The sequence below is a fragment of the Streptomyces sp. NPDC059142 genome, assembly GCF_042755665.1.
GTDB lineage: Bacteria > Actinomycetota > Actinomycetes > Streptomycetales > Streptomycetaceae > Streptomyces.
In genome coordinates, this window is the sequence record NZ_JBHZDA010000007.1 from 69,625 (window position 1) to 91,673 (window position 22,049).

A 22,049-nucleotide genomic window follows, 5' to 3' on the forward strand; every position below is an offset into this window, starting at 1 on the left:
AGAAAGAGGCGGCCTCATGACGACGACGAGCCAGGGCAGAGACGATCTGGTGGAGATGGCGTGGGACCCCATCACCCGTATCGTCGGGAGTCTGGGCATCTACACGAAGATCGACTTCAAGCAGAAGACCGTCGCCGAGTGCCACAGCACCAGCTCGATCTTCCGCGGCTACTCGGTCTTCATGAAGGGCAAGGACCCGCGCGACGCCCACTTCATCACCAGCAGGATCTGCGGGATCTGCGGTGACAACCACGCCACCTGCTCCTGCTACGCGCAGAACATGGCGTACGGCGTGAAGCCCCCGCACATCGGCGAGTGGATCGTGAACCTCGGCGAGGCCGCCGAGTACATGTTCGACCACAACATCTTCCAGGAGAACCTGGTCGGGGTCGACTACTGCGAGAAGATGGTCGCCGAGACCAACCCCGGCGTCCTCGAACAGGCCAACCGCACCCCCGCGCCGCACGCGGACGCCCACGGGCACCGGACCATCGGCGACATCATGCGCGCGCTGAACCCGTTCACCGGCGAGTTCTACCGCGAGGCCCTTCAGGTCAGCCGGATGACCCGCGAGATGTTCTGCCTGATGGAGGGGCGCCACGTCCACCCCTCCACGCTCTACCCCGGCGGTGTGGGCACGGTCGCGACCATCCAGCTCATGACGGACTACCTCACCCGTCTCCAGCGCTACGTGGAGTTCATGAAGAAGGTCGTGCCGCTGCACGACGACCTCTTCGACTTCTTCTACGAGGCGCTGCCCGGCTACGAGCAGGTGGGCAACCGCCGGATCCTGCTGGGGTGCTGGGGCTCCTTCCAGGACCCGGAGCACTGCAACTTCGCCTACCGGGACATGACCGACTGGGGCCGGAAGATGTACGTGACCCCGGGCGTCGTCGTGGACGGCAAGCTGGTCACCACCGACCTCGTGGAGATCAACCTGGGCATCCGCATCCTGCTCGGCTCGTCGTACTACAACGACTGGGAGGAGCAGGAGATGTTCGTGACCCACGATCCGCTCGGCAACCCGGTCGACCGGCGGCACCCGTGGAACCAGCACACCAACCCGCAGCCCCAGAAGCGCGATCTGGGCGACAAGTACAGCTGGGTGATGTCGCCGCGCTGGTTCGACGGCAAGGAGTACCTCGCGCTCGACACCGGCGGCGGACCGCTCGCCCGGCTGTGGACGACCGCCCTGGCGGGCCTGGTCGACATCGGCTACATCAAGGCCACGGGCAGGAGCGTGCGGATCAACCTCCCCAAGACCGCCACCAAGGGCCCCGTCGAGTTCGAGTGGCACGTCCCGCGCTGGAGCAACACCATCGAGCGCAACCGGGCGCGCACCTACTTCCAGGCGTACGCGGCGGCCTGCGCGCTGCACTTCGCGGAGAAGGCGCTCGTGGAGATCCGGGCCGGCCGCACCAAGACGTGGGAGAAGTTCGAGGTACCGGAGGAGGGCATCGGCTGCGGCTTCACCGAGGCCGTACGCGGGGTGCTCTCGCACCACATGGTGATCAGGGACGGCAAGATCGCCAACTACCACCCGTACCCGCCGACCCCGTGGAACGCGAGCCCGCGCGACAGCTACGGGACGCCCGGGCCCTACGAGGACGCGGTGCAGGGCCAGCCCATCTTCGAGGAGAACGACCGGGAGAACTTCAAGGGCATCGACATCATGCGCACCGTGCGCAGCTTCGACCCCTGTCTGCCCTGCGGGGTGCACATGTACCTCGGTGAGGGCAAGAAGCTGGAGCTGCTGCACTCGCCCACGCAGTCCGCGGGCAGTGAGTGACGTGGTGGAGGAGCAGACGGAGCGGCGGGGGACGCGCGAGCCGGCGCCGTCCGAGAGCTGGCGGACGACCGGGGAGCGTATCGACGCCCTGATCTCCGCCGGCGCGGCGGGCGGCCCGGCGGCACGCGAACGCGGTGAGGAACTGGTCCGCCTGGTCACCGACTTCTACGGCGCCGGACTGGAGCGGCTGCTCGATCTCGTCCACGAGCACGGCGGTCTCGGCGAGACGGTGCTGGCCGCGCTGGCCGGTGACGAACTGGTCTCCGGTGTGCTGCTGGTGCACGGGCTCCACCCGTACACCGTGGAGACCCGGATCGAGAACGCGCTGGAGAGCGTACGGCCGTATCTCGGCTCGCACGGCGGCGACGTGGAGCTGATCGGCGTCACGGAGGACGGGGTGGTACGGCTGCGGCTGCTGGGCAGTTGCGACGGCTGCCCGTCCTCGTCGGCCACACTCGCGCTCGCCGTACGGGGCGCGGTGGAGGCGGCGGCGCCGGAGATCACCACGATCGAGGTGGAGGAGGCGGCGGGGACCCCGGACGCACCGGGTCCGCTGCTGCCGGTGGAGACGCTGTTCGCGCGGCTGCGCGAGCCGGGTGAGGACAGCGCGGACGCCGGTGGCGGCGACGCCGCGGACTCCGGATCCGGTGCGGACTCCGGCGGTACGGCGGCCAGTTGGCAGCCCGTCCCGGAGCTGCTCGCCCTGGAGTCCGGCGGGGTCGAGCGTCTGAGCGCCGCCGGGTTCCCGGTGGTGGCCTGCCGGATCGGCGCCGATGTGTTCGCCTTCCGCGACCGGTGCGCCCGGTGCGAACAGCCGATGAGGGGCGCGACGCTGGCCCGGCGGCTGGGCGGCGGCGCGGAGGACGGAGTGCTGCGCTGCTCGGCGTGTCGCGCGCACTACGACGTACGGCGGGCCGGTGCCTGTCTCGACCCGGACGCCGACGGCGCGCATCTGGACCCCCTGCCCGTGCTGGCGGACGGGGCCTCGGTCTCGGTCGCCGTGCCGTGCGCGCCCGCGGTCGCGCCATGAGCGCGCCCACGGGCCCTTCCCGGTCCCCGGCCGCCACCCTGCTGCGGCTCACCCGCGACCGCCCGGCGCCCGTCACCGGCGAACGGTGCGACATGTGCGCCGCGCCGGTCGGCGAGGAGCACCAGCACGTGGTGAACCTGGAGAGCCGGGGCCTGATGTGCTGCTGCCGCGCCTGCTACCTGCTGTTCACGGAGGACGGGGCGCGGCTGCGCTACCGCGCCGTGCCCGAGCGGTATCTGAGCTTCGACGGGCTCCCGCTCTCCGCGCGGACCTGGGACGAGTTCGGGATCCCGGTGGGGCTGGCCTTCCTGTTCCGCAACTCCGCGCAGGAGCGCACCGTCGCGTTCTACCCGGGGCCTGCCGGCGCCACGGAGTCCGAACTGCCGCTCGACGGCTGGACCACGCTGGTGGCCGCCGTTCCCGAACTGGCGGTGGTGCGCCCCGATGTGGAGGCGCTGCTCGTACGCCGTCCCGGACCGGGCGAGGGCGAGGAGCGGGCCTCGTGCCATCTGGTGCCCATCGACGCGTGTTACGAACTGGTCGGCCGGCTGCGCACGTTGTGGCGCGGCTTCGACGGCGGCCAGGAGGCGCACGGCGCCATCGACGCGTTCTTCGAGCGGGTCGGGGCGCGCAGCAGGCCCGCGCGCCCCGAGCCGGCCGCCGCGGAGGGGTCCTCATGAGCCTTCCCGATCCGCCCGGCCTGGAGTTCTCCGTACGCAACATCGTCGCCGAGCCGTACAGCGCGGCCCCGCAGCTCACCGTACGGCTGCGGATCGAGGACGGCTCCGGCGAGCCGGTCCACGCGATCGTGCTGCGCTGCCAGGTCCGCGTCGAACCGCAGCGCCGCCCGTACGACCAGGCCGAACAGGACGGTCTGCGGGGCCTGTTCGGCGAGCGAGAGCGGTGGTCGGACACACTGCGGCCGTTCCTGTGGATGCAGTGCAACACGACGGTCCAGGGGTTCACCGGTGCCACCGAGGTGGATCTCGCGCTGCCCTGCACCTACGACTTCGACGTCGTCGGCTCCCGCTATCTGCACGCGCTCGGCGCGGACGGGACGGTACCGGTCAGTCTGCTGTTCTCGGGCACCGTCTTCGCCCGTGGCGCCGAAGGCGGTTCGGGGCTCGGGGTGCGTCAGGTGCCCTGGGACCGTGAGGCGCGCTACGACCTGCCGGTCGCGGTGTGGCGGCGGCTGATCGGGTACCACTTCCCGCACTCCGGCTGGATCAGGCTGGATCACGACATGCTCGCCGCGCTCGCGGACTTCCGTGAGCGACGCGGGCTGATCAGTTGGGACGAGACGGTGGGTACGTTGCTGGCCGGCGCGGGGGCGGAGACGGGCGCGGGAGTGTGCGCCGCTGCCGCCTCCGGAGATCTCGACGAGGTGGTCCGGTGACCGGGACGGCTCCGGTAGGCCTCGACCGGGTGCGTGAGGTCGCCGACGCGGTGCTGTACGAGGGCTACCTGCTGTACCCGTACCGCGCCAGCGCCCACAAGAACCGCTCCCGCTGGCAGTTCGGTGTGCTCGGGCCGCCCTCCGCGACGCCCGGGAGCTTCGCCGAGGAGCCCGGCATGGCGATGGAGTGCCTGCTCGCGGTCCCGGACGGCGCGCCGGGACCGGCGGAGGTGACGGTGCGGCTGCGCTTCCTCCAGCACCAGGTGCGCGAGGTGCGCCGGCTGGCCGAGGACGGCCGTCATGTCCCCGTCGGTGAACTCGTCGTGGCCGGTACGGCGGTGCTGAGCTGGGACGAGGCGGTCGAGCGGGAGATCGACCTGGGGTCGCTCCCGCTGACCGGGGAGAGCGATCAGCTCCGTAGGGTTCCCGGGGGCGAGGAGACCGAGCCCCTGACGGACCCGGACGGGGTGACGGTCGGCTCCCTCGTACGGCGCCGTGAGCCGCTGGCGGCCCGGGTCCGTACCCGGGTCACGGAGGACGACGGATTCCTGCGGCTGTCGGTCTCGGTGGAGAACGAGCACGCCGGGACCGTCGCGGGGAAGGACGCGGCGATCCGCGTCTCGCTGATCGGCACGCATCTGCTCCTCCAGGCCGGCGGCGCCAGCTTCGTCTCGCTGCGCGAGCCCCCCGAGGCCGCGGCCGGGGCGGCGGCCCGGTGCGCGCAGCACCGCTGCTGGCCGGTCCTGGCGGGGGCGAAGGGCTCCACGGACACGGTGATGGGCGCGCCGATCATCCTCTACGACCACCCGGAGATCGCCGAACAGAGCGCGGGCGCCCTCTTCGACTCGACGGAGATCGACGAGATCCTGACGCTGCGGGTGATGACGATGACGGACCGGGAGAAGGCGGAGGCCCGCGCCACCGATCCCCGCGCCCGCGAGATCATCGACCGCTGTGACGCGATGTCACCGGGGGACCTCCAGCGCCTCCACGGTCTGCTGCGCGACCCCCACGCCCCGGCCCCTGCCGCCGACACCGACGCGCGGAACGCCGCTCCCGCCGCCTTCGACACGGGCGGCGTGCCCTGGTGGGACCCGGCGGCGGACGAGGCCGTGTCGCCGGGGTCCGACCATGTGGTGATCGACGGGGTCGAGGTCGCGCGGGGCAGTCTCGTACGGGTGCGTCCGGCCCGTCGCGCCGACGCGCAGGACCTGTTCTTCGACGGTCAGGTGGCACGGGTGACGGCCGTGCTCTCGGACGTGGACGGCGCGGTGCATGTCGCCCTCGTCCTCGTCGACGACCCGGCGGCCGATCTGCACGACTGGTACGGCCGCTACTTCTACTTCGCCCCCGAGGAGCTGGAACCGCTGCCCGTCGGCGGTTTTGGCCGTACCGTCCCCGATCCCCTGTCACCGGAGTTCCGGAAGGAGAACCCATCGTGCGATCCCTCGGACTGATCACCACGGGTGTGGCCGCCGTCCTGGCGGCGGCCGTCGTCGCCGTCGGCGTGCGCTCGATCCCCGACATCCGCAGGTACCTCAGAATGCGCTCCATGTGAGCGCGCCGCGTGAGCGGGAGGAGCGTCCGGCACCCCGGCCGGGCGCTCCCTCGGCGCGGCGGGCCGTACGCCGCCGGGCCGGGACGCCCGCATGACCCGGGGCGTGCTCGTCGCGGGCATCGGCAATCTCTTCCTGGGCGACGACGGGTTCGGCCCCGAGGTCGTACGGCGGCTCGCCGCCGAGCCCGGGCCGCCGCTGCCCGCAGGAGTCCGGATCACCGACTACGGGATCCGGGGCATGCACCTCGCGTACGACCTGCTCGACGGGTACGACGCGCTGGTGCTGGTGGACGCGTACCCGGGCGGCGGGGAGCCCGGCGAGCTGACGGTGCTGGAGATCGGACCGGACGACCTCGGTACGGGTGAATTCGACGCACATGGCATGAATCCGGTCGCGGTGCTGGCGAATCTGGACCAACTAGGCGGTACTCTCCCGCTGACTCACCTCGTGGGCTGCACGCCCGCCGGTGTCGACGAGGGCATCGGTCTCAGCGAAGCGGTCGCCGCCGCCGTCCCCCGGGCGGTGGCGGCGGTGCGGACGCTGCTCCACCGGCTGCCGGCCACCGGACCCGCGCCCTCGTCCCCGGTGTCACCGGAGCCCGGCTCCGCCCTCACATCCGCGTCCGACCGGCCTCGGAGGTCCTGAACATGTGTCTCGGCATTCCAGGGCGGGTCGTGGAGACCGTCGAGGGATACGCGGGCCAGCTCGCCCTCGTCGATGTGGAGGGCGCCCGGCGCCGGGTCAATGTCGGCATGCTCGACACCCCCCCGGCCGTAGGTGACTGGGTGCTGCTGCACATGGGGTTCGCCCTGGAGGTCATCGACGAGGCGAAGGCGGCGGAGGCGCTGGCGGGGCTGGAGATGATGGGCAGCGGTGCCCGTCCCCGTACGGCGGAGGTTCCGGCACCTCAACAGCCCCGTGTCCGGCGCCGGTTCGAGGTGCGCGGTGTGGTCCAGGGTGTGGGGTTCCGCCCCTTCGTCTATGTCCTCGCCGCCGAGCTGGCCCTCGTCGGCTCGGTGTCCAACACCGGCGCGGGTGTGCTCGCCGAGGTGGAGGGCGAACCCGGGGCGGTGAACGAGTTCGGCCGGCTGCTGCGGGAGCGGCCGCCGCCGCTCGCGGTCGTGGAGTCCGTCGCGGAGACGGAGCTCGCGCCGTGCGGCGGCGCCGGGTTCACCATCGAGGACTCCCGCACGGGCGAGCGGGCCCGCACCCTGGTCTCCCCCGACATCGCGACCTGCCAGGACTGCCTGGCCGAACTGCGCGACCCGGCCGACCGGCGCCACCGCCACCCCTTCATCACCTGTACGCACTGCGGGCCCCGGTTCACGATCGTCACCGGTCTGCCCTACGACCGCGCGGCGACCACCATGGCGGCGTTCGAGATGTGCCCGGACTGCCGTACGGAGTACGGGGATCCGCGCGACCGGCGGTTCCACGCGCAGCCGATCGCCTGTCATGCCTGCGGCCCGCGTCTCGAACTGCTCACCGGGGACGGCGGCGCACCGCTCCACGGCGAGGAGGCGCTGCGGGCGGCGCGGCGGCTGCTCGCCGAGGGCCGGATCGTCGCGGTCAAGGGGCTCGGCGGCTACCACCTGGCGTGCGACGCCCGCGACGAGGCGGCGGTCGCCCGGCTGCGCCGGCGCAAGGACCGGGGCGGCAAGCCCTTCGCCGTCATGGTCGCCGGCCTCGGTGTCGCCGAGGAGCTGGTGACCCTGACCGAGGGCGGGAAGGCGCTGCTCACCGGTGCGCGCAAGCCGATCGTGCTGCTCCCCCGCCGTACGCCCGCCGCCGGACGGGGGATCGCCGGGGCCGTGGCGCCCGGCAGCCCGGATCTCGGTCTGATGCTGCCGTACACCCCGCTGCACGTTCTCCTCCTCGGTCTCGACGGCGACGCCCCCGGCCCCGACGCGCTGGTGATGACGTCCGGCAACCGCTCCGGCGAGCGGATCGTCACCGACGACGCGCGGGCGCTGACGGAGCTGGCGCCGCTGGCCGACGCGTGGCTGCGGCACGACCGGCCGATCCGGGTGCCGTGCGACGACTCGGTCAGCAGGTTCGTCGCCGGCGCCGAGCTGCCCCTGCGCCGGTCGCGGGGGTACGCGCCGCTCCCCCTCGCGCTGCCCTTCGAGGTCCCGCCGCTGCTCGCGGCGGGCGCCGATCTCAAGAACACCTGCGCCGTGGGCGAGGGCGGGTACGCCTGGGTGAGCCAGCACATCGGCGATCTGGACGACCTCTCCACGGTGGAGGCGCTCACCCTCACGGCCGACCATCTGGGGCTGCTGACCGGTGTCGAGCCCGAACAGCTCGTGGCCGACCGGCACCCCGGCTACCGCTCCGGAGTCTGGGCCCGTACCCACGCCAGGGGCCGGGCGGTGCGTACCGTGCAGCACCATCACGCGCATATCGCGTCCGTGATGGGCGAGCACGGTCTGAGTCCCGGCGAGAGCGTCATCGGCTTCGCCTACGACGGCACCGGGCACGGCGGCGACGGCGCGGTGTGGGGCGGCGAAGTGCTGATCGCGGGCTACAAGTCGTTCCAGCGGGCCGCGCATCTGGCGTACGTACCGCTGGCGGGCGGCGACGCGAGTGTGCTGCGGCCCTACCGGATGGCGCTCGCGCATCTGCGGGCCGCCGGTGTCACCTGGGACCCGGAGCTGCCGCCCGTGGCGGCCTGCCCGCTCGCCGAACAGCGCGTGCTGGCCCACCAGTTCGCGACGGACTTCGGCTGTGTGCCGACATCGAGCATGGGCCGGCTCTTCGACGCGGTGGCGTCGCTGGCGGGGGTCGTCCACGAGGTCGCGTACGAGGCGGAGGCGGCGATCGCGCTGGAGGGGCTGGCGCGCGCGGCGCCGCCGGAGCCCGCCGGGAACGCCTACGCCTTCGGCACCCGGGCGGCGGCGGGCCCCGGCGAGCCGGTCCTCGCCGACCCCGGCCCGGTGATCCGCGCGGTGGTCTCCGACGTACGGGCGGGCGTCGCACCGGAGTTGATCGCGGCACGCTTCCACACGGCCGTCGCCGGGCTCACCGCGGACCTCGCCGACCTGTGCCGGACGCGGACCGGGCTCGGGGTGGTGGCGCTGGGCGGCGGGGTCTTCCAGAACGCCGTCCTGCTCGACACCACACAACGCGCCCTTGAGGAGCGGGACTTCACCGTGCTGCGTCCACGTCTGCTGCCGCCCAACGACGGCGGTCTCGCCTTCGGCCAACTGCTGGTCGCGGCGTCCGGCGGCTGACACCACTCCCCCGAATCCACCCGATGGCCCGCAGAGTGAGGAAGACACCATGTGTCTGGCAGTTCCGGGGCGCGTCCTGCGCACCGCGGAGGTCGACGACGCCCTGATGGCGGAGGTCGACTTCGGCGGTGTGCGCAAGGAGGTCTGCCTCCAGTACGTACCCGACGCGGCGGTCGGCGAGTACGTCGTCGTCCATGTCGGCTTCGCCATCCAACGACTCGACGAGAAGTCGGCCCAGGAGACCTTGGCCAACTTCGAGAAGCTCGGACTCCTGGAGGAGGAGTTCGGCGACGGCTTCGAACTGGCCGCCCGACAGCGTGACGCGGTGGAAGGAACCGACCGGTGAAGTACCTCGACGAGTTCAGCGATCCCCAACTGGCGGAAAGGCTGCTGGAGCAGATCCACGCGGCCTCCACCCGCCCGCTCGCGATGATGGAGGTCTGCGGAGGCCAGACCCACTCGATCATCCGGCACGGCATCGACCAACTGCTGCCGGATCGGATCGAGTTGATCCACGGCCCCGGCTGCCCGGTCTGTGTCACCCCGCTGGAGATCATCGACCGGGCGCTGGCGATCGCCGCCCGCCCCGAGGTCATCTTCTGCTCCTTCGGCGACATGCTGCGGGTGCCGGGCAGCAGCCAGGACCTGTTCACCGTGAAGAGCGCGGGCGGTGACGTACGGGTGGTGTACTCGCCGCTCGACGCGCTGAAGCTGGCCCGCGAGAACCCCGACCGGGAAGTCGTCTTCTTCGGCATCGGCTTCGAGACGACGGCCCCCGCCAACGCCATGACGGTCCACCAGGCACACCGTCTGGGGGTGCGCAACTTCTCCCTGCTGGTCTCGCACGTCCTCGTACCGCCCGCGATCGCCGCCATCATGGAGTCCCCCACCTGCCGTGTCCAGGCGTTCCTGGCAGCCGGGCATGTGTGCAGTGTGATGGGGACGTCGGAGTACCCGGCGCTCGCGGAGAAGTACCGGGTCCCCATCGTCGTCACCGGCTTTGAACCGCTCGACATCCTCGAAGGCGTCCGCAGGACCGTCCTCCAGTACGAGCAGGGCCGGTACGAGGTGGAGAACGCCTACCCCCGCGCCGTACGCGCCGAGGGGAACCTGCCCGCCATGGAGATGCTGCGGGACGTCTTCGACGTCACCGACCGGACCTGGCGCGGTATCGGGACGATCCCCGCCAGCGGCTGGCGACTGGCCGAGAAGTACCGGGAGTTCGACGCCGAGGCGCGGTTCGACGTGGCGGAGATCCGTACCGCCGAGTCCTCGCTCTGCCGGTCCGGGGAGGTCCTTCAGGGGCTGATCAAGCCGCACGAGTGCCCGGCGTTCGGCAAGGAGTGCACCCCGAGGGTCCCGCTGGGCGCCACGATGGTCTCCTCCGAGGGCGCCTGCGCCGCGTACTACACGTACCGCCGACTGGAACTGGTCGATGCGAAGTGACTGAGACGAAGAACCAAGTGCCCGCCCCCGCCGTCGCGCTCCCCCTGGAGACCGGCGCCGGGCTGGACTTCGAGGGCTGGTCCTGCCCGGTCCCGCTGCGGGAGACCCCCGCGGTCGTGATGGGGCACGGCGGCGGCGGGGCGATGTCGGCCGAACTGGTCGAGCACCTGTTCCTCCCGGCGTACGGCTCCGCGGCGTCCTCCGAACTCGGCGACTCCGCCGTGCTCACCGTCGGGGACGGCACCCGGCTCGCCTTCTCCACCGACTCGTTCGTGGTGAAGCCGATGTTCTTCCCCGGCGGCTCCATCGGTGACCTCGCGGTCAACGGGACCGTCAACGACCTGGCGATGTCGGGCGCCGTACCGCTCTTCCTGTCCTGTGCGTTCATCCTCCAGGAGGGCACCGCGCTGACCGAACTCGGCCGGATCGCCCAGGACATGGGTGCGGCGGCGCGGGCGGCGGAGGTCCGGCTGGTGACCGGGGACACCAAGGTCGTCGACAGCGGCAGCGGCGACGGTGTGTACGTCAACACCTCGGGGATCGGTGTGATCCCCGAGGGTGTCGACATCGGCCCGCACCGCGCGGCGCCCGGTGACGCCGTACTGATCAGCGGCGACATCGGGGTGCACGGCATCGCGGTGCTGAGCTGCCGGGAGGGACTGGAGTTCGGTACGGCGGTGGAGAGCGACACCGCGGCCCTGCACGGCCTGGTCGCCGCGATGATCGCCACCGGCGCCGGGATCCATGTGCTGCGCGACCCCACCCGCGGCGGGGTCGCGGCCTCGCTGAACGAGATCGCCACCGCCTCGGGTGTCGGTGTCGAACTCGTCGAGCGGGAGCTGCCCGTACCGGAGACGGTGCGCGACGCGTGCAGCCTGCTCGGGCTCGACCCGCTCCAGGTGGCGAACGAGGGCAAGCTGATCGCCGTCGTCCCGGCCGAGGCCGCCGACCGGATCCTCGCGGCGCTCACCGCCCACCCGCTGGGCCGGGGAGCCCGCCGCATCGGCACCTGTGTGGCCGACCACCCCGGCATGGTGGTGGCGCGGACCGGCCTCGGCGGCTCCCGGGTGGTCGGGCTCCCGGTCGGTGAGCAGTTGCCGAGGATCTGCTGAATGAGCGAACGGGGCGCGCTCCTCTTCGCGCGGTACGCCTACCCGCCCAACGAACTCGGCTACTGCGGGCCCGCCGACTCCGGGGCGCTGCTGCGTCCGGAGGAGCCGGCGGGCATCGAGCGGCACGCCCGCCGGTTCGAGGGCGCCTGGTGCTACCTCGAACTGCTCGCCGAACGGGCCGGGCTCCGGGGATGAGCGAGGAGGTCGTGTGGGGGGGGGGGGGGGGTGTGGGCCACAGACAACAGGACCAGAACCCCCCCCCCGCGCGGCGCGTGCGGGGGTGGGTGGGGTGGTGGGGCGCCGCGCGGCCCGCGCCGGGGTGGGGGGGGCGTGAGTTCCCACACAGAGCAGGGCGCGGGCCGGGCGCCCCTCGCCCCCCTCCGTGCCCCGCGTCACACCCCGGTGGCGTACTGGATCGGCAACGAACTCCTGGACCTGACCACCCCGGACGCCCTGCTGGACCGGTTGCGGGACCGGTTCGCCGGCCAGCAGGGCGGTACCTGGCGCGAGGCGTCCGACCGCGCCCTGGCGCACCACAGTTTCCAGGTCTTCGACGTGTACCCCTGGGCCGCTCTGCTGCGTACCCCGGCCACCCCGACGGCGCTCTCCGTCCTCGACCGGTGCCGGATCCGTACGGGTGTGGTCCGCTCGGTCAGCGGCGGGAGCGCCACCGTCGAGTCCCGCCCGCTGCGCTGGACGGGGACGCATCTGGCCCCGGGGGCACCCGTACGGGAGTCCGTGCGCTGGTCGGCGGGGGGCAGGTCGCTGCTCCCGGGGCTCGCCCCCGGTGATGTGGTGGCGCTGCACTGGGACTGGGTGTGCGACGTCCTCACGGCGCCGCAGGCGGCGCGTGTCGAGTCGACGGAGGTACGCCAGCTCACGGCCCTGGGGCTGGCGCGCCTCCCCTGACGTCCGCGCGGACGACGCCGGTCCTCACGCCGGTCCTCGGCGTGTCCGGAAGCGGAATGCGCCCGGTGCGTCCACGGTGGGAGTACGGGTACGAGCCGATACGGAGGCGCCATGGGAACCGAGGAGACCGGGGCAGGACTGCGCTGCCTGGTGACAGGAGCGACGGGGTACATCGGCGGGCGCCTCGTCCCCGAGCTGCTGGAGGCGGGCCACGCGGTGCGCTGTCTGGCCCGTACGCCGGAGAAGCTGCGGGACCATCCGTGGGCGGGGCAGGTCGACATCGTCCGGGGGGACGTGACCGACGCGGCCTCGGTCGGCGCGGCGATGGAGGGGATCGACGTCGCCTACTACCTGGTCCACGCCCTCGCCGGCGGGCCGGGCTTCGAGGAGACGGACCGGACGGCGGCGCGGATCTTCGGCGAGCGGGCGCGGGCCGCGGGCGTACGCCGCATCGTCTACCTGGGCGGGCTGACCCCCGACGACATCCCCGTGGACGAGCTCTCGCCGCATCTGCGCTCCCGCGCGGAGGTGGGCCGGATCCTCCTGGACTCGGGCGTACCGACGACCGCGCTGCGCGCCGCGGTGATCATCGGTTCGGGCTCGGCCTCCTTCGAGATGCTGCGCTACCTCACCGAGCGCCTTCCGGTGATGGTCACCCCGAGCTGGGTGTCGACGCGGATCCAGCCGATCGCCGTCCGCGACGTGCTGCGCTACCTGGTCGGCAGCGCCCGGATGCCCGAGGACGTGAACCGCGTCTTCGACATCGGCGGCCCGGACATCCTCACCTACCGCGACATGATGCAGCAGTACGCGCGGGCCGCCGGGCTGCCGCACCGGCTGATCGTGCCCGTCCCGGTGCTGACGCCCCGGCTGTCCAGTCACTGGATCGGCCTCGTCACCCCGGTCCCCCGGTCGATCGCGCGGCCGCTCGCGGAGTCGCTGCGCTACGAGGTCGTCTGCCGGGAGCACGACATCGCGCACCATGTCCCCGATGTGCCCGGCAGGCCCATCTCCTTCGACCGGGCGCTCGCGCTGGCCCTCCAGCGGGTGCGCGAGGCGAAGGTCACCACCCGGTGGTCCTCGGCGTCGGTTCCCGGGGTGCCCAGCGATCCGCTGCCCACCGACCCCGACTGGGCCGGTGGCAGTCTCTACGCCGATGTGCGGGAGCGGGACGTGGACGCCTCCCCGAGGGCCCTGTGGCGGGTCGTCGAGGGCATCGGCGGCGACCACGGCTGGTACTCGTTCCCGCTGGCCTGGGCGGTCCGGGGGTGGCTGGACCGGCTGGTCGGCGGGGTGGGGCTGCGCAGGGGCCGCCGGGACGCCGAACGGCTGCGCGTGGGAGACTCGCTGGACTTCTGGCGGGTCGAGGAGATCGAACCGGGACGGCTGCTGCGGCTGCGCGCCGAGATGCGGCTGCCGGGTCTGGCGTGGCTGGAGATGTACGTGGTGGAAGGGGAGGGCGGCGGTTCCCGCTACCGCCAGCGCGCTCTGTTCCACCCGCGCGGGCTGCTGGGGCACGCCTACTGGTGGAGCGTCTCCCCCTTCCACGCCCTGGTCTTCGGCGGGATGGCGCGCAACATCGCCCGCGCGGCGGACCAGGTGACGGAACCCGCGCAGGCCGTGTCCGTGCCGTCCCGGTGACCGTTGCACCCACTGGCCCCCGCCGGGACCGGGGTAAAACCCGTCCGTCCGGCACCCTGAAAACAGGAGCAGCATGAGCGTCGCCGTCGTCCTCTTCACCTCCGATCTGCGTCTGCACGACCACCCGGCCCTGCGCGCGGCGCTCGCCTCGGCCGACGAGGTGGTCCCGCTCTTCGTGCGGGACCGGCGCATCGAGGAGCTGGGCTTCGGCGCGCCCAACCGCCGGGCGTTCCTCGCGGACTGCCTCCGCGACCTGGACGCGGAGCTGCGGGACCGCGGGGGCCGGCTGGTGATCAGGTCGGGTGACGTGGCCGAGGAGGTCTGCCGGGTCGCCGCCGCGACGGGGGCGCGGGAGGTGTATCTGACGGCCGGTGTGAGCCGGTACGCGGTACGGCGCGAGGAGCGGCTGCGCGAGGCCCTGGAGGCCGACGGGCGCCGGCTGCACGCGCACGACGCCGTGGTGACCGCCGTGGCGCCGGGCGCGGTCACCCCGGCGGGTTCGAAGGCCGACCACTACGCGGTCTTCACGCCGTACTTCCGGCGGTGGTCCCAGGAGAGGATCCGGGACCCGCTCGCCGCGCCGCGCACCGTACGCGTACCGCGGGACGTCGGGTCGGACGCCCTGCCGTCGCGCGCGGAGGTCAGCGGTGTCTCGGAGGGGCTCGCCGAGGGCGGGGAGCGCGCGGCGCGGCGCTGTCTGGCGGCCTGGCGCCGTTCGGGGCTCGCCCGGTACGAGGACCTGCACGACGACATGGCGGGCGACGCCACCTCGCGGCTCTCGCCCCATCTGCACTTCGGCACCCTCTCCTCCGCCGAGCTGGTCCACCGGGCCCGGTCGGCGGGCGGCCCCGGCGCGGACGCCTTCGTACGGCAGCTCTGCTGGCGGGACTTCCACCACCAGGTCCTGGCGGCCCGCCCGGCGGCGGCCCATGACGACTACCGCACCCAGCACGACCGGTGGCGCGCCGACGCGTCGACGGAGGCCGAGACCGAGGCGTGGAAGGCGGGGCGCACCGGCTATCCGGTGGTCGACGCGGCGATGCGGCAACTGCGCCACGAGGGGTGGATGCACAACCGGGGGCGGCTGCTCACCGCGAGCTTCCTCGTCAAGACGCTGTACGTGGACTGGCGCGTCGGCGCCCGTCACTTCCTGGACCTGCTGGTGGACGGCGACATCGCGAACAATCAGCTCAACTGGCAGTGGATGGCGGGCACCGGGACGGACAGCCGCCCCAATCGCGTACTGAACCCGGTGACACAGGGGAAGCGGTACGACCCGGACGGCGCGTACGTACGGCGCTGGGTGCCCGAACTGCGGGGGATCGACGGCGGCGCGATCCACGAACCGTGGAAGGCACGCGGGCGCGCGGCGCGGGACGCGCCCGGTGACTATCCGGAGCCCCTGGTGGAACTGTCGGAGGGGCTGGCCCGGTTCAAGCAGGCCCGCGGCCGGAGCTGAGCGCCGCGCGGGCGGCGGCTGTCGCCCGGGCCGTCGCGGGGCCGGAAGCGACCGGAAGCGGAGTACCCGGTCGCCCTGCCCGGCCCGGCGCGGGAAGCGGCCGTACACCCGTAGACGGCGGCAGCGGCGCACGGCGGCGGCCCCCGGGCCGCTTGGCCGTGCCGTCAGCCGCCGTGGAGCGCTTCCTTGATCGCGGCGACGGCGATCCCGCGGGCCACACGTGTGGCGTGGCAGTCGCGGAGGCTGTCGAGCATCAGGAAGTCGTGCACCATGCCCAGCACGCGCACGGCGGTGACCGCGACCCCGGCCTCCCGCAGACGCGCCGCGTACGCCTCGCCCTCGTCCCGCAGCACATCGGCCTCGTCCGTGATCACGAGGGCCGGGGGCAGACCCCTGAGGTCGTCCACGGAGGCGCGCAGCGGGGACGCGTAACGCTCCTCGCGCTGGGCGTCGTCGGTCGTGTACTGGTCCCAGAACCAGAGCATGCCGTCCCTGGTGAGGTAGTAGCCCTCGGCGAACTGCAGATAGGAGGCGGTGTCGAAGTTCGCGTCGGTGACCGGGTAGAGCAGCACCTGCGCGGCGAGAGGGACGTCTCCGCGGTCCTTGGCCATCTGCGCGAGAACCGCCGACATGTTGCCGCCGACGGAGTCGCCGCAGACCACCATGCGCGAGGCGTCGAGCCCGTGCGCGGCGCCCTGGGCGACGACCCACCGGGCGACGGCGTAGTTCTGCTCGATCTGGGTGGGGTACCGGGCCTCGGGGGCCCGGTCGTAGACGGGGAACACCGCCGCCGCGCCCGCGCCGACGGCCAGTTCCCGTACGAGGCGGTCATGGGTGTTCTCGTCGCCGAAGACCCAGCCGGCACCGTGGATGTAGAAGATCACGGGCAGGGGCCCCCCGGCGTGCGCGGGCTTGACCACGCGCACCCGTACGGTGCCCCATGCACCGGCGTCGACGGTGATCCACTCCTCGTCGACGCCCGGCCGGTCCACGCCCTCGCCGGTCTGGAGGCCGGCGAGGAGGTCGCGTCCCTGCGCGGGAGGGACCTCGTAGATACGGGGGTGGGCCGCGGTGGCCTCGGCCAGTTCTCTCGCCGCGGGCTCCAGTGCGGGAGTGGGCGGCGGGGGCTGTGCCTTCATGCTGTACCTCCACGTATGAGGAGCCGCCGGCGCGGGAGGGCCGACGGCGCCGGTCCCCCGGCGTCGCCTTCCAGACTTACGCGTCCGCCTGCCGCACGCATCACGGGCGGCGCCCCGTACCCGTACTCCGGAGGCGCCCGGCCACCGGAGTACGGGTACGGGCGGAGGTCAGTGGAGTGCCGGAACCATCAGGTAGAGGCCGTACACGACGGCTCCCGCGCAGGCCGTGAAGCACAGCGCGGCGACCGCCTTCCTCAGCAGGGCCGACGGCTGTGCCGCGCGGTCGGAGGGGGTGCCCACGCGGGGGGTCCCCGGGGGCGCGAGGGCGCGGACGCCCAGCGAGAACACGGTCACGATCCCGACCGTGGCGCCGACGCCGATGAGGGCCACTTCGCCCAGGCTGCTCCAGTTGGGAGCCATGTGGTCCGCCCTCTCAGACTTTCGCTCGGGCGGTGTCCGAGCTCAGGGTCACGGTGTGCGCGTCGTTCACATTGCGGGCCGTGACCGGGTGCCGGCGGGAGACGACCACGATGAACGCCGCCACGGAGGACGCGACCAGGGCGACGAGGACGGTGCCGATCGTGCCGCCGTGGACGACCATGACCGCGGCGAGCGCGCCGACGGCCGCGGCGGCGGGCAGGGTCACGCACCAGGCGATGGCGATACGCGCGGCGACCCCCCAGCGCACTTCGGCGAGCTTGCGGCCCAGGCCGGCGCCGAGAATGGCGCCGGAGCAGACCTGGGTGGTGGAGAGGGCGAAGCCCAGGTGGGCCGAGGTGAGGATCACGGTCGCGGAGGACGACTCCGCCGTGAAGCCCTGCGGCGCCCTGATGTCGGTGAGGCCCCTGCCCATGGTCCTGATGATCCTCCAGCCGCCCAGACAGGTGCCGAGGGCGATCGTCAGCCCGGCGGACACGATGACCCAGAGCGGCGGCCCCGAACCGGGGGCGAGCGCGCCGACGGAGATCAGGGTGAGCGTGATGACCCCCATGGTCTTCTGGGCGTCGTTGGTCCCGTGGGCCAGGGAGACCAGCGAGGCGGAGGCGATCTGGCCGAGCCGGAAACCGCGGTCGACCGAGGACCCCCGGCCCCGGGCCGTCAGCCGGTAGGCGAGCGTGGTGGAGAGCAGCGCCGCGAGCCCCGCCACCAGCGGCGAGGCGATCGCCGGAAGGATGATCTTGTCAATCACCTGGTCGAAGTGGACCCCCGCCCGTCCTGCCCCCACCCACACTGCTCCGATCAGCCCGCCGAAGAGCGCGTGCGAGGAACTGGACGGCAGCCCCAGCAGCCAGGTCGTCAGATTCCACAGGACCGCGCCGATCAGCCCGGCGAACACCATGGCCGGGGTGACCAGATTGTCGCTGACGATGCCGTTGGAGATCGTCCTGGCCACCTCGGTCGACAGGAACGCGCCCGCGAGATTGAGCACGCCGCTGACCAGGACGGCGTACCTCGGGCGCAGCGCCCCCGTGGCGACGGAGGTCGCCATCGCGTTCGCCGTGTCGTGGAAGCCGTTGGTGAAGTCGAACACGAGAGCGGTCAAGATCACTGCAGCCACAAGGAACGTGATGTGGTCCATCCGACGGATACAACCGCAGCCGGTGGACCCCGTTCACCGGGCGCAGCGAGAACGTCTCAGGCTTCCCACCAACGGCGCAGCCTCCTCGCCCCTGGGACCCCGCGGGGCCCGGAAGGAGGAACGGATGGCCGACCCGCCGCCCGGGGCTCCCGGAGCGCCGGCCCTGCCGACCCGCCGGGCGGTGAGCGGTCCCCGCGTCAGGCGTACGGCAGCAGCGCGCGCAGTTCGGCGGTGTCGATGACCTGGGCCCGGGACGGGAACACCTTGTCGAGCAGGACCCGGTGGGTCTCGGCGTCGGGGTCGGCCACGCCGTCGGACAGGACATAGAGGCGGTAGTCACGGTCGGCGGCGTCGATGAGCGTGGACAGGACGACACCGCCGGTGCTGATGCCGGTGAGCACCAGGGTGTCGATGCCGCGGTCGCTCAGCCGCTCGTGGAGATCGGTGGTGGAGAACGAGCCGTACCGGACCTTGCGTACGACGATGTCGCCGTCCTCGGGTGCGAGCCGTTCGTCGATCCGGCAGGCGGTGTCCTCGTGGTGCAGCGTCTTCGCCTCGGAGACCGCGCTGAAGGACGCGTTGGTGCCGGGGACCGCCGCCCAGTCGTCCTCGGTGAAGGCGACACGGACGTGGCCTATGGTGCCGCCCGCGGCGCGGACGTCGGCGATGGCGCCCGCGACCCGCTCGACGAGGGCGTCGGCGCCGGGGGCGCGCGGGACGATCCCGTTCTGGAAGTCCATGGCCAGCAGGGCGGTCCGCGCGGGGACGAGGGCGGACGGGGCGGTGGTGCTCATGTGGGGTGCTCCTTGGTGGGGGTGGTGGGGTTCCGCGCCGGTGGGGTGGGGCGTGCCGCGGCCCATCAGCCGTCGGTCGAGGAGGGTCAGCAGCAGGACCGCGAGGCCCGCCGCGACCAGCACCATGCCGAGGACGTGCAGCCCGTGGTCGGTCACGCCGTCGCGGAAGACGATGCCGCCGATCACGGCGGAGACGATGGATCCGAGGTAGCCGAAGGTCCGGAAGAGACCGGAGGCGGTGCCGATCCGGTCGGGGGGCGCCGCGAGGTAGAGGGCGGTCTGGTTGCCGACCGTGGTGGTGGCGGAGGTGACGCCGAAGACCAGCGACACCAGGACGAGCGCGATCGCCGGACTGTGCGAGGTGAGCAGCATGATCCCGACGGAGCCGAGCAGCATGGTCACCGCCGAGGCGATCAGCGGTCCGCGCACCAGATTACGGCCGGCGATCGGCCGCGAGAGCAGCGCGGACACGGCGCCCATCGGCAGCAGCAGGAGCCCCGCCTCCACGGTGGAGATCCCGTGCGCGGCCTCCATCCACTGCGTCAGGCCGTACAGCACGGAGTAGACACCGAGCAGGGTGAGGGCCTGGCGCAGATAGGTACGGGCGAGGGCGCCGTTGGCGGCGAGGCCGCGGAAGTCGAAGAACGGGGCGGTCCTCCGCAGCTCCCACACCACCGTGGGCACGGCGGCGAGGACGAAGACGGCGAGCGCGGCCCACTCCACCCGGGGCAGGCCCGTCAGGAAGACGACCAGCGCGCTCATCGATCCGGCGAAGCCGAGGATGCCGGGCAGGTCGATCCGGTCGGCGACGGTACGGAAGCCGCGGCGCGCGCGGTCGGGCCCGGGATCCGCGGGCAGCCGGCGCAGCGCCATGGCCAGGGCGATCACGGTGACCGGGATGTTGATCAGAAAGGCCCACCGCCAGCCGGCGGCGCCCACGAGGAGCCCGCCGAGCGGCGGGCCGACGGCGGCGGTGGCCATGCCCGCGACCGCGAGACCGCCGAGCACCCCGCCGGGCGGCGCGTCCAGGCCGGCCTCCTCGGCGCGGCGCCGTATCAGCACCATCGCGCAGGGGAAGGCGGCCGAGGTGCCGATCCCGACCAGTACCCGGGCGACGGTCAGCGTCGCCAGATCCTGGCCGAGGCCGCCCACCAGCCCGCCGAACAGGACCAGCACGATGCCGGAGAGAAAGATCCGGCGCGGTCCCAGCACCTCGGCCAGCTTGCCCGCCGTGGGCTGCGCGACGGCGCTGGCCAGGTAGAGCGAGGAGATCAGGACGGCGGTGCTGCCCACGGAGACGTGCAGTTCGGCGGAGATGGGCACCAGGGCGGTCGCGATGATGGAGCTGTTGACCGGGTTGAGGGCCGCGCCCACATACAGCGGGGCGGTGAAGGTCCAGGCGAAGGGCTTGTCGCCGGGGCTGTCCGCCGTGGAACCGGTCCGTACGGCGGCCGCCCTCATGGGGCGCCGTCGCCCGGGTCGGCAGCGGCGAGACGCTCCAGCAGCTCGACGGCCTTCTCCATGTCCTCCCACTCGTCGGGCGCGACGACCTGGTCGATGGCGCGCGCCAGAAAGGCGGCGCGCCCCGCGAGCAGCCTCTCGACGAGCGCGGTCGCGGCCGGATCGGCACTCATCAGCTTCTTGCGCCCGTCCCCCGGGTCCGGCTCGCCGTGGATCAGCCCGGCGGCCTTCAGCACCGCCAGGCTCTGCGCGATGGACTGCGCACTGACATGCTCCAGCGCGGCGAGCCGGGCCGCGGTGACAGGGCCTTCCCGTACGACACCGGCCAGCACGCCGAGCTGGGTGAGCGTGAGACCGGTGGCGTGCTGCCCCGATTCCACGCGCAGCCGGGCGCGGAGCCGCTTCATCGCGTCGTTGAGGCGTTGCGCGGTCGCGGCGGAGCGCTGCGGCCCGGGGTTCTCGGTCATGCCCTCACGGTAAAACCGCACAAGTAACTTCGCCAAGTTACTTGTGCGGTTTTTGCCTTCCGCCCAGGACCCGTGACGGCGTCACCGTACGGATTCAGGGCCGGTCCGCCCCGTCGGGAACTCCTGGACGCCCAGGACGCGCAGCAGTTCCAGTCGTTCGCGGGTCTCGGTGTCCGCCGGGGTGAGCACCAGCAGTTGCTGACCCTGGTCGGGCGTGACCAGGGTCTCGCAGTCCATCCGCAGGCTGCCCACCCTCGGGTTCAGGAAGGTCTTGCGGTCGGCGCGGCGGACCGCCACCTCGTGTTCGTCCCAGAGCCGGCGGAAGTCGGCGCTCGCGGGCCGCAACCGGTCGACGAGTCCGGCGGCCGTGGGGTCGCCGGACCGGCGGCCCACGGCGGCGCGCAGATCGGCCACGAGACGGCGGGCGTGGTACTCCCGCTCCTCGGGCGGGCAGACGGCGCGGGCATCCGGGTCGGTGAACCAGCGGTGCACGGCATAGCGCCGGTCGCCCGAGAAGCCGGTGAGATCGCCCGCGAGCAGCAGGGCCGCCCGGTTCTGGGCAAGGATCTCGCCCAGGTCGGACAGGACCAGGGCCGGGGTGTCACCGAGCAGGTCGAGCATACGGATCAGACCGGCGCGGGCCTGTCCGGCCACCCCTTCGGCGGGCGGAGGCCGGTGGCCGGCCAGGTGGAACAGATGGTCGCGCTCGTCGTCGGAGAGTCGCAGCGCCCTGGCGAGCGCGCCGAGCAACTGCGTCGAGGGCCGGCTGCTGCGGCCCTGCTCGATGCGTACGACGTAATCCACCGACATTCCGGCGAGGAGGGCCACCTCCTCCCGGCGCAGGCCGGTGGTGCGGCGCCGGGGGCCGTCGGCGATGCCGACCTCGGCCGGGCGGATCGCCTCGCGGCGGCGGCGCAGGAAGTCGGCGAGCTGGTCACGTTGCATCACCCCAGGGTCCCTCGCGCCGGCGCGCCGATCCAGGGAGCGGCTCTCCCATGATGAACGCTCCGCTCCCGTGGATCGCGGGACGGGCGC

21 protein-coding genes are annotated in these 22,049 nt (G+C 72.8%); 15 read left to right on the top strand and 6 right to left on the bottom strand.

Features of this window, described 5'->3' with window-relative positions; genetic code table 11:
- The first annotated feature begins 16 nt into the window (after positions 1-16).
- The 15 genes from ACFXPK_RS05040 (at position 17) to ACFXPK_RS05110 (ending at position 15,574) form a co-directional block, all read left to right on the top strand.
- A complete protein-coding gene (locus ACFXPK_RS05040) occupies positions 17-1,789 on the top strand; it encodes a nickel-dependent hydrogenase large subunit (protein WP_385006170.1) in 1,773 nt (590 codons plus the stop codon).
- Positions 1,782-2,819 (top strand): NifU family protein, encoded by a 1,038-nt coding sequence (locus tag ACFXPK_RS05045; RefSeq protein ID WP_385071739.1) that lies wholly within the window; start codon positions 1,782-1,784, stop codon positions 2,817-2,819. The genes ACFXPK_RS05040 and ACFXPK_RS05045 overlap by 8 nt, the downstream gene beginning before the upstream one ends.
- Entirely contained in the window at positions 2,816-3,499 is a 684-nt protein-coding gene (locus ACFXPK_RS05050; RefSeq protein WP_385071742.1) for a DUF5947 family protein, read from the top strand. Before ACFXPK_RS05045 ends, ACFXPK_RS05050 begins: the two co-directional genes overlap by 4 nt.
- Positions 3,496-4,215 carry a DUF6084 family protein gene (locus tag ACFXPK_RS05055; RefSeq protein WP_385071745.1) on the top strand — a complete coding sequence of 240 codons (720 nt, stop codon included), beginning with the start codon at positions 3,496-3,498 and terminating at the stop codon, positions 4,213-4,215. Before ACFXPK_RS05050 ends, ACFXPK_RS05055 begins: the two co-directional genes overlap by 4 nt.
- Positions 4,212-5,672, top strand: a complete 1,461-nt coding sequence (locus tag ACFXPK_RS05060; RefSeq protein ID WP_385071748.1) for a hypothetical protein — start codon at positions 4,212-4,214, stop codon at positions 5,670-5,672. The genes ACFXPK_RS05055 and ACFXPK_RS05060 overlap by 4 nt, the downstream gene beginning before the upstream one ends.
- A complete protein-coding gene (locus ACFXPK_RS05065) occupies positions 5,654-5,773 on the top strand; it encodes a DUF6893 family small protein (protein WP_385071750.1) in 120 nt (39 codons plus the stop codon). Before ACFXPK_RS05060 ends, ACFXPK_RS05065 begins: the two co-directional genes overlap by 19 nt.
- A gap of 91 nt (positions 5,774-5,864) precedes the next feature.
- On the top strand, positions 5,865-6,419 hold the full coding sequence (locus ACFXPK_RS05070; RefSeq protein WP_385004923.1) for a hydrogenase maturation protease: 555 nt from the start codon (positions 5,865-5,867) through the stop codon (positions 6,417-6,419).
- Positions 6,420-6,421: 2 nt separating this feature from the next.
- Positions 6,422-9,007 (top strand): carbamoyltransferase HypF, encoded by a 2,586-nt coding sequence (gene hypF, locus ACFXPK_RS05075; protein ID WP_385071753.1) that lies wholly within the window; start codon positions 6,422-6,424, stop codon positions 9,005-9,007.
- Positions 9,008-9,056: 49 nt separating this feature from the next.
- Positions 9,057-9,353, top strand: coding sequence for a HypC/HybG/HupF family hydrogenase formation chaperone (locus ACFXPK_RS05080; RefSeq protein WP_385004927.1), 297 nt, complete (start codon positions 9,057-9,059; stop codon positions 9,351-9,353).
- Positions 9,350-10,453 (top strand): hydrogenase formation protein HypD, encoded by a 1,104-nt coding sequence (gene hypD / locus ACFXPK_RS05085; protein ID WP_385004929.1) that lies wholly within the window; start codon positions 9,350-9,352, stop codon positions 10,451-10,453. The genes ACFXPK_RS05080 and hypD overlap by 4 nt, the downstream gene beginning before the upstream one ends.
- 119 nt (positions 10,454-10,572) lie before the next feature.
- Positions 10,573-11,565 (top strand): hydrogenase expression/formation protein HypE, encoded by a 993-nt coding sequence (gene hypE / locus ACFXPK_RS05090; protein ID WP_385004943.1) that lies wholly within the window; start codon positions 10,573-10,575, stop codon positions 11,563-11,565.
- Positions 11,566-11,760, top strand: a complete 195-nt coding sequence (locus tag ACFXPK_RS05095) for a DUF6390 family protein (RefSeq protein ID WP_385071757.1) — start codon at positions 11,566-11,568, stop codon at positions 11,758-11,760.
- Positions 11,761-11,895: 135 nt separating this feature from the next.
- Positions 11,896-12,474, top strand: a complete 579-nt coding sequence (locus ACFXPK_RS05100) for a DUF6390 family protein (protein WP_385071760.1) — start codon at positions 11,896-11,898, stop codon at positions 12,472-12,474.
- Positions 12,475-12,585: 111 nt separating this feature from the next.
- Positions 12,586-14,115, top strand: a complete 1,530-nt coding sequence (locus ACFXPK_RS05105) for an SDR family oxidoreductase (RefSeq protein ID WP_385071762.1) — start codon at positions 12,586-12,588, stop codon at positions 14,113-14,115.
- Positions 14,116-14,188: 73 nt separating this feature from the next.
- Positions 14,189-15,574, top strand: coding sequence for a cryptochrome/photolyase family protein (locus ACFXPK_RS05110; protein WP_385071765.1), 1,386 nt, complete (start codon positions 14,189-14,191; stop codon positions 15,572-15,574).
- Between the two features lie 164 nt (positions 15,575-15,738).
- Here the strand turns inward: ACFXPK_RS05110 and ACFXPK_RS05115 are convergent, their stop codons facing one another.
- The 6 genes from ACFXPK_RS05115 to ACFXPK_RS05140 all read right to left on the bottom strand — a co-directional run bounded on the left by ACFXPK_RS05115 (position 15,739) and on the right by ACFXPK_RS05140 (position 21,959).
- Entirely contained in the window at positions 15,739-16,713 is a 975-nt protein-coding gene (locus ACFXPK_RS05115; protein WP_385071768.1) for an alpha/beta hydrolase, read from the bottom strand.
- A 168-nt stretch (positions 16,714-16,881) separates the two neighbouring features.
- Positions 16,882-17,133, bottom strand: coding sequence for a hypothetical protein (locus tag ACFXPK_RS05120; RefSeq protein WP_385006499.1), 252 nt, complete (start codon positions 17,131-17,133; stop codon positions 16,882-16,884).
- Positions 17,134-17,146: 13 nt separating this feature from the next.
- Complete coding sequence (locus tag ACFXPK_RS05125) at positions 17,147-18,292, bottom strand: anion permease (protein ID WP_385071771.1); 1,146 nt, start codon at positions 18,290-18,292, stop codon at positions 17,147-17,149.
- A gap of 197 nt (positions 18,293-18,489) precedes the next feature.
- The gene (locus ACFXPK_RS05130) at positions 18,490-20,547 is read right to left on the bottom strand and encodes an MFS transporter (protein WP_385071773.1); all 2,058 of its coding nucleotides are present in this window, start codon (positions 20,545-20,547) and stop codon (positions 18,490-18,492) included.
- On the bottom strand, positions 20,544-21,014 hold the full coding sequence (locus ACFXPK_RS05135) for a MarR family winged helix-turn-helix transcriptional regulator (RefSeq protein WP_385071776.1): 471 nt from the start codon (positions 21,012-21,014) through the stop codon (positions 20,544-20,546). Before ACFXPK_RS05135 ends, ACFXPK_RS05130 begins: the two co-directional genes overlap by 4 nt.
- 81 nt (positions 21,015-21,095) lie before the next feature.
- Positions 21,096-21,959 (bottom strand): helix-turn-helix transcriptional regulator, encoded by an 864-nt coding sequence (locus ACFXPK_RS05140; RefSeq protein ID WP_385006505.1) that lies wholly within the window; start codon positions 21,957-21,959, stop codon positions 21,096-21,098.
- Positions 21,960-22,049 lie beyond the last annotated feature (90 nt).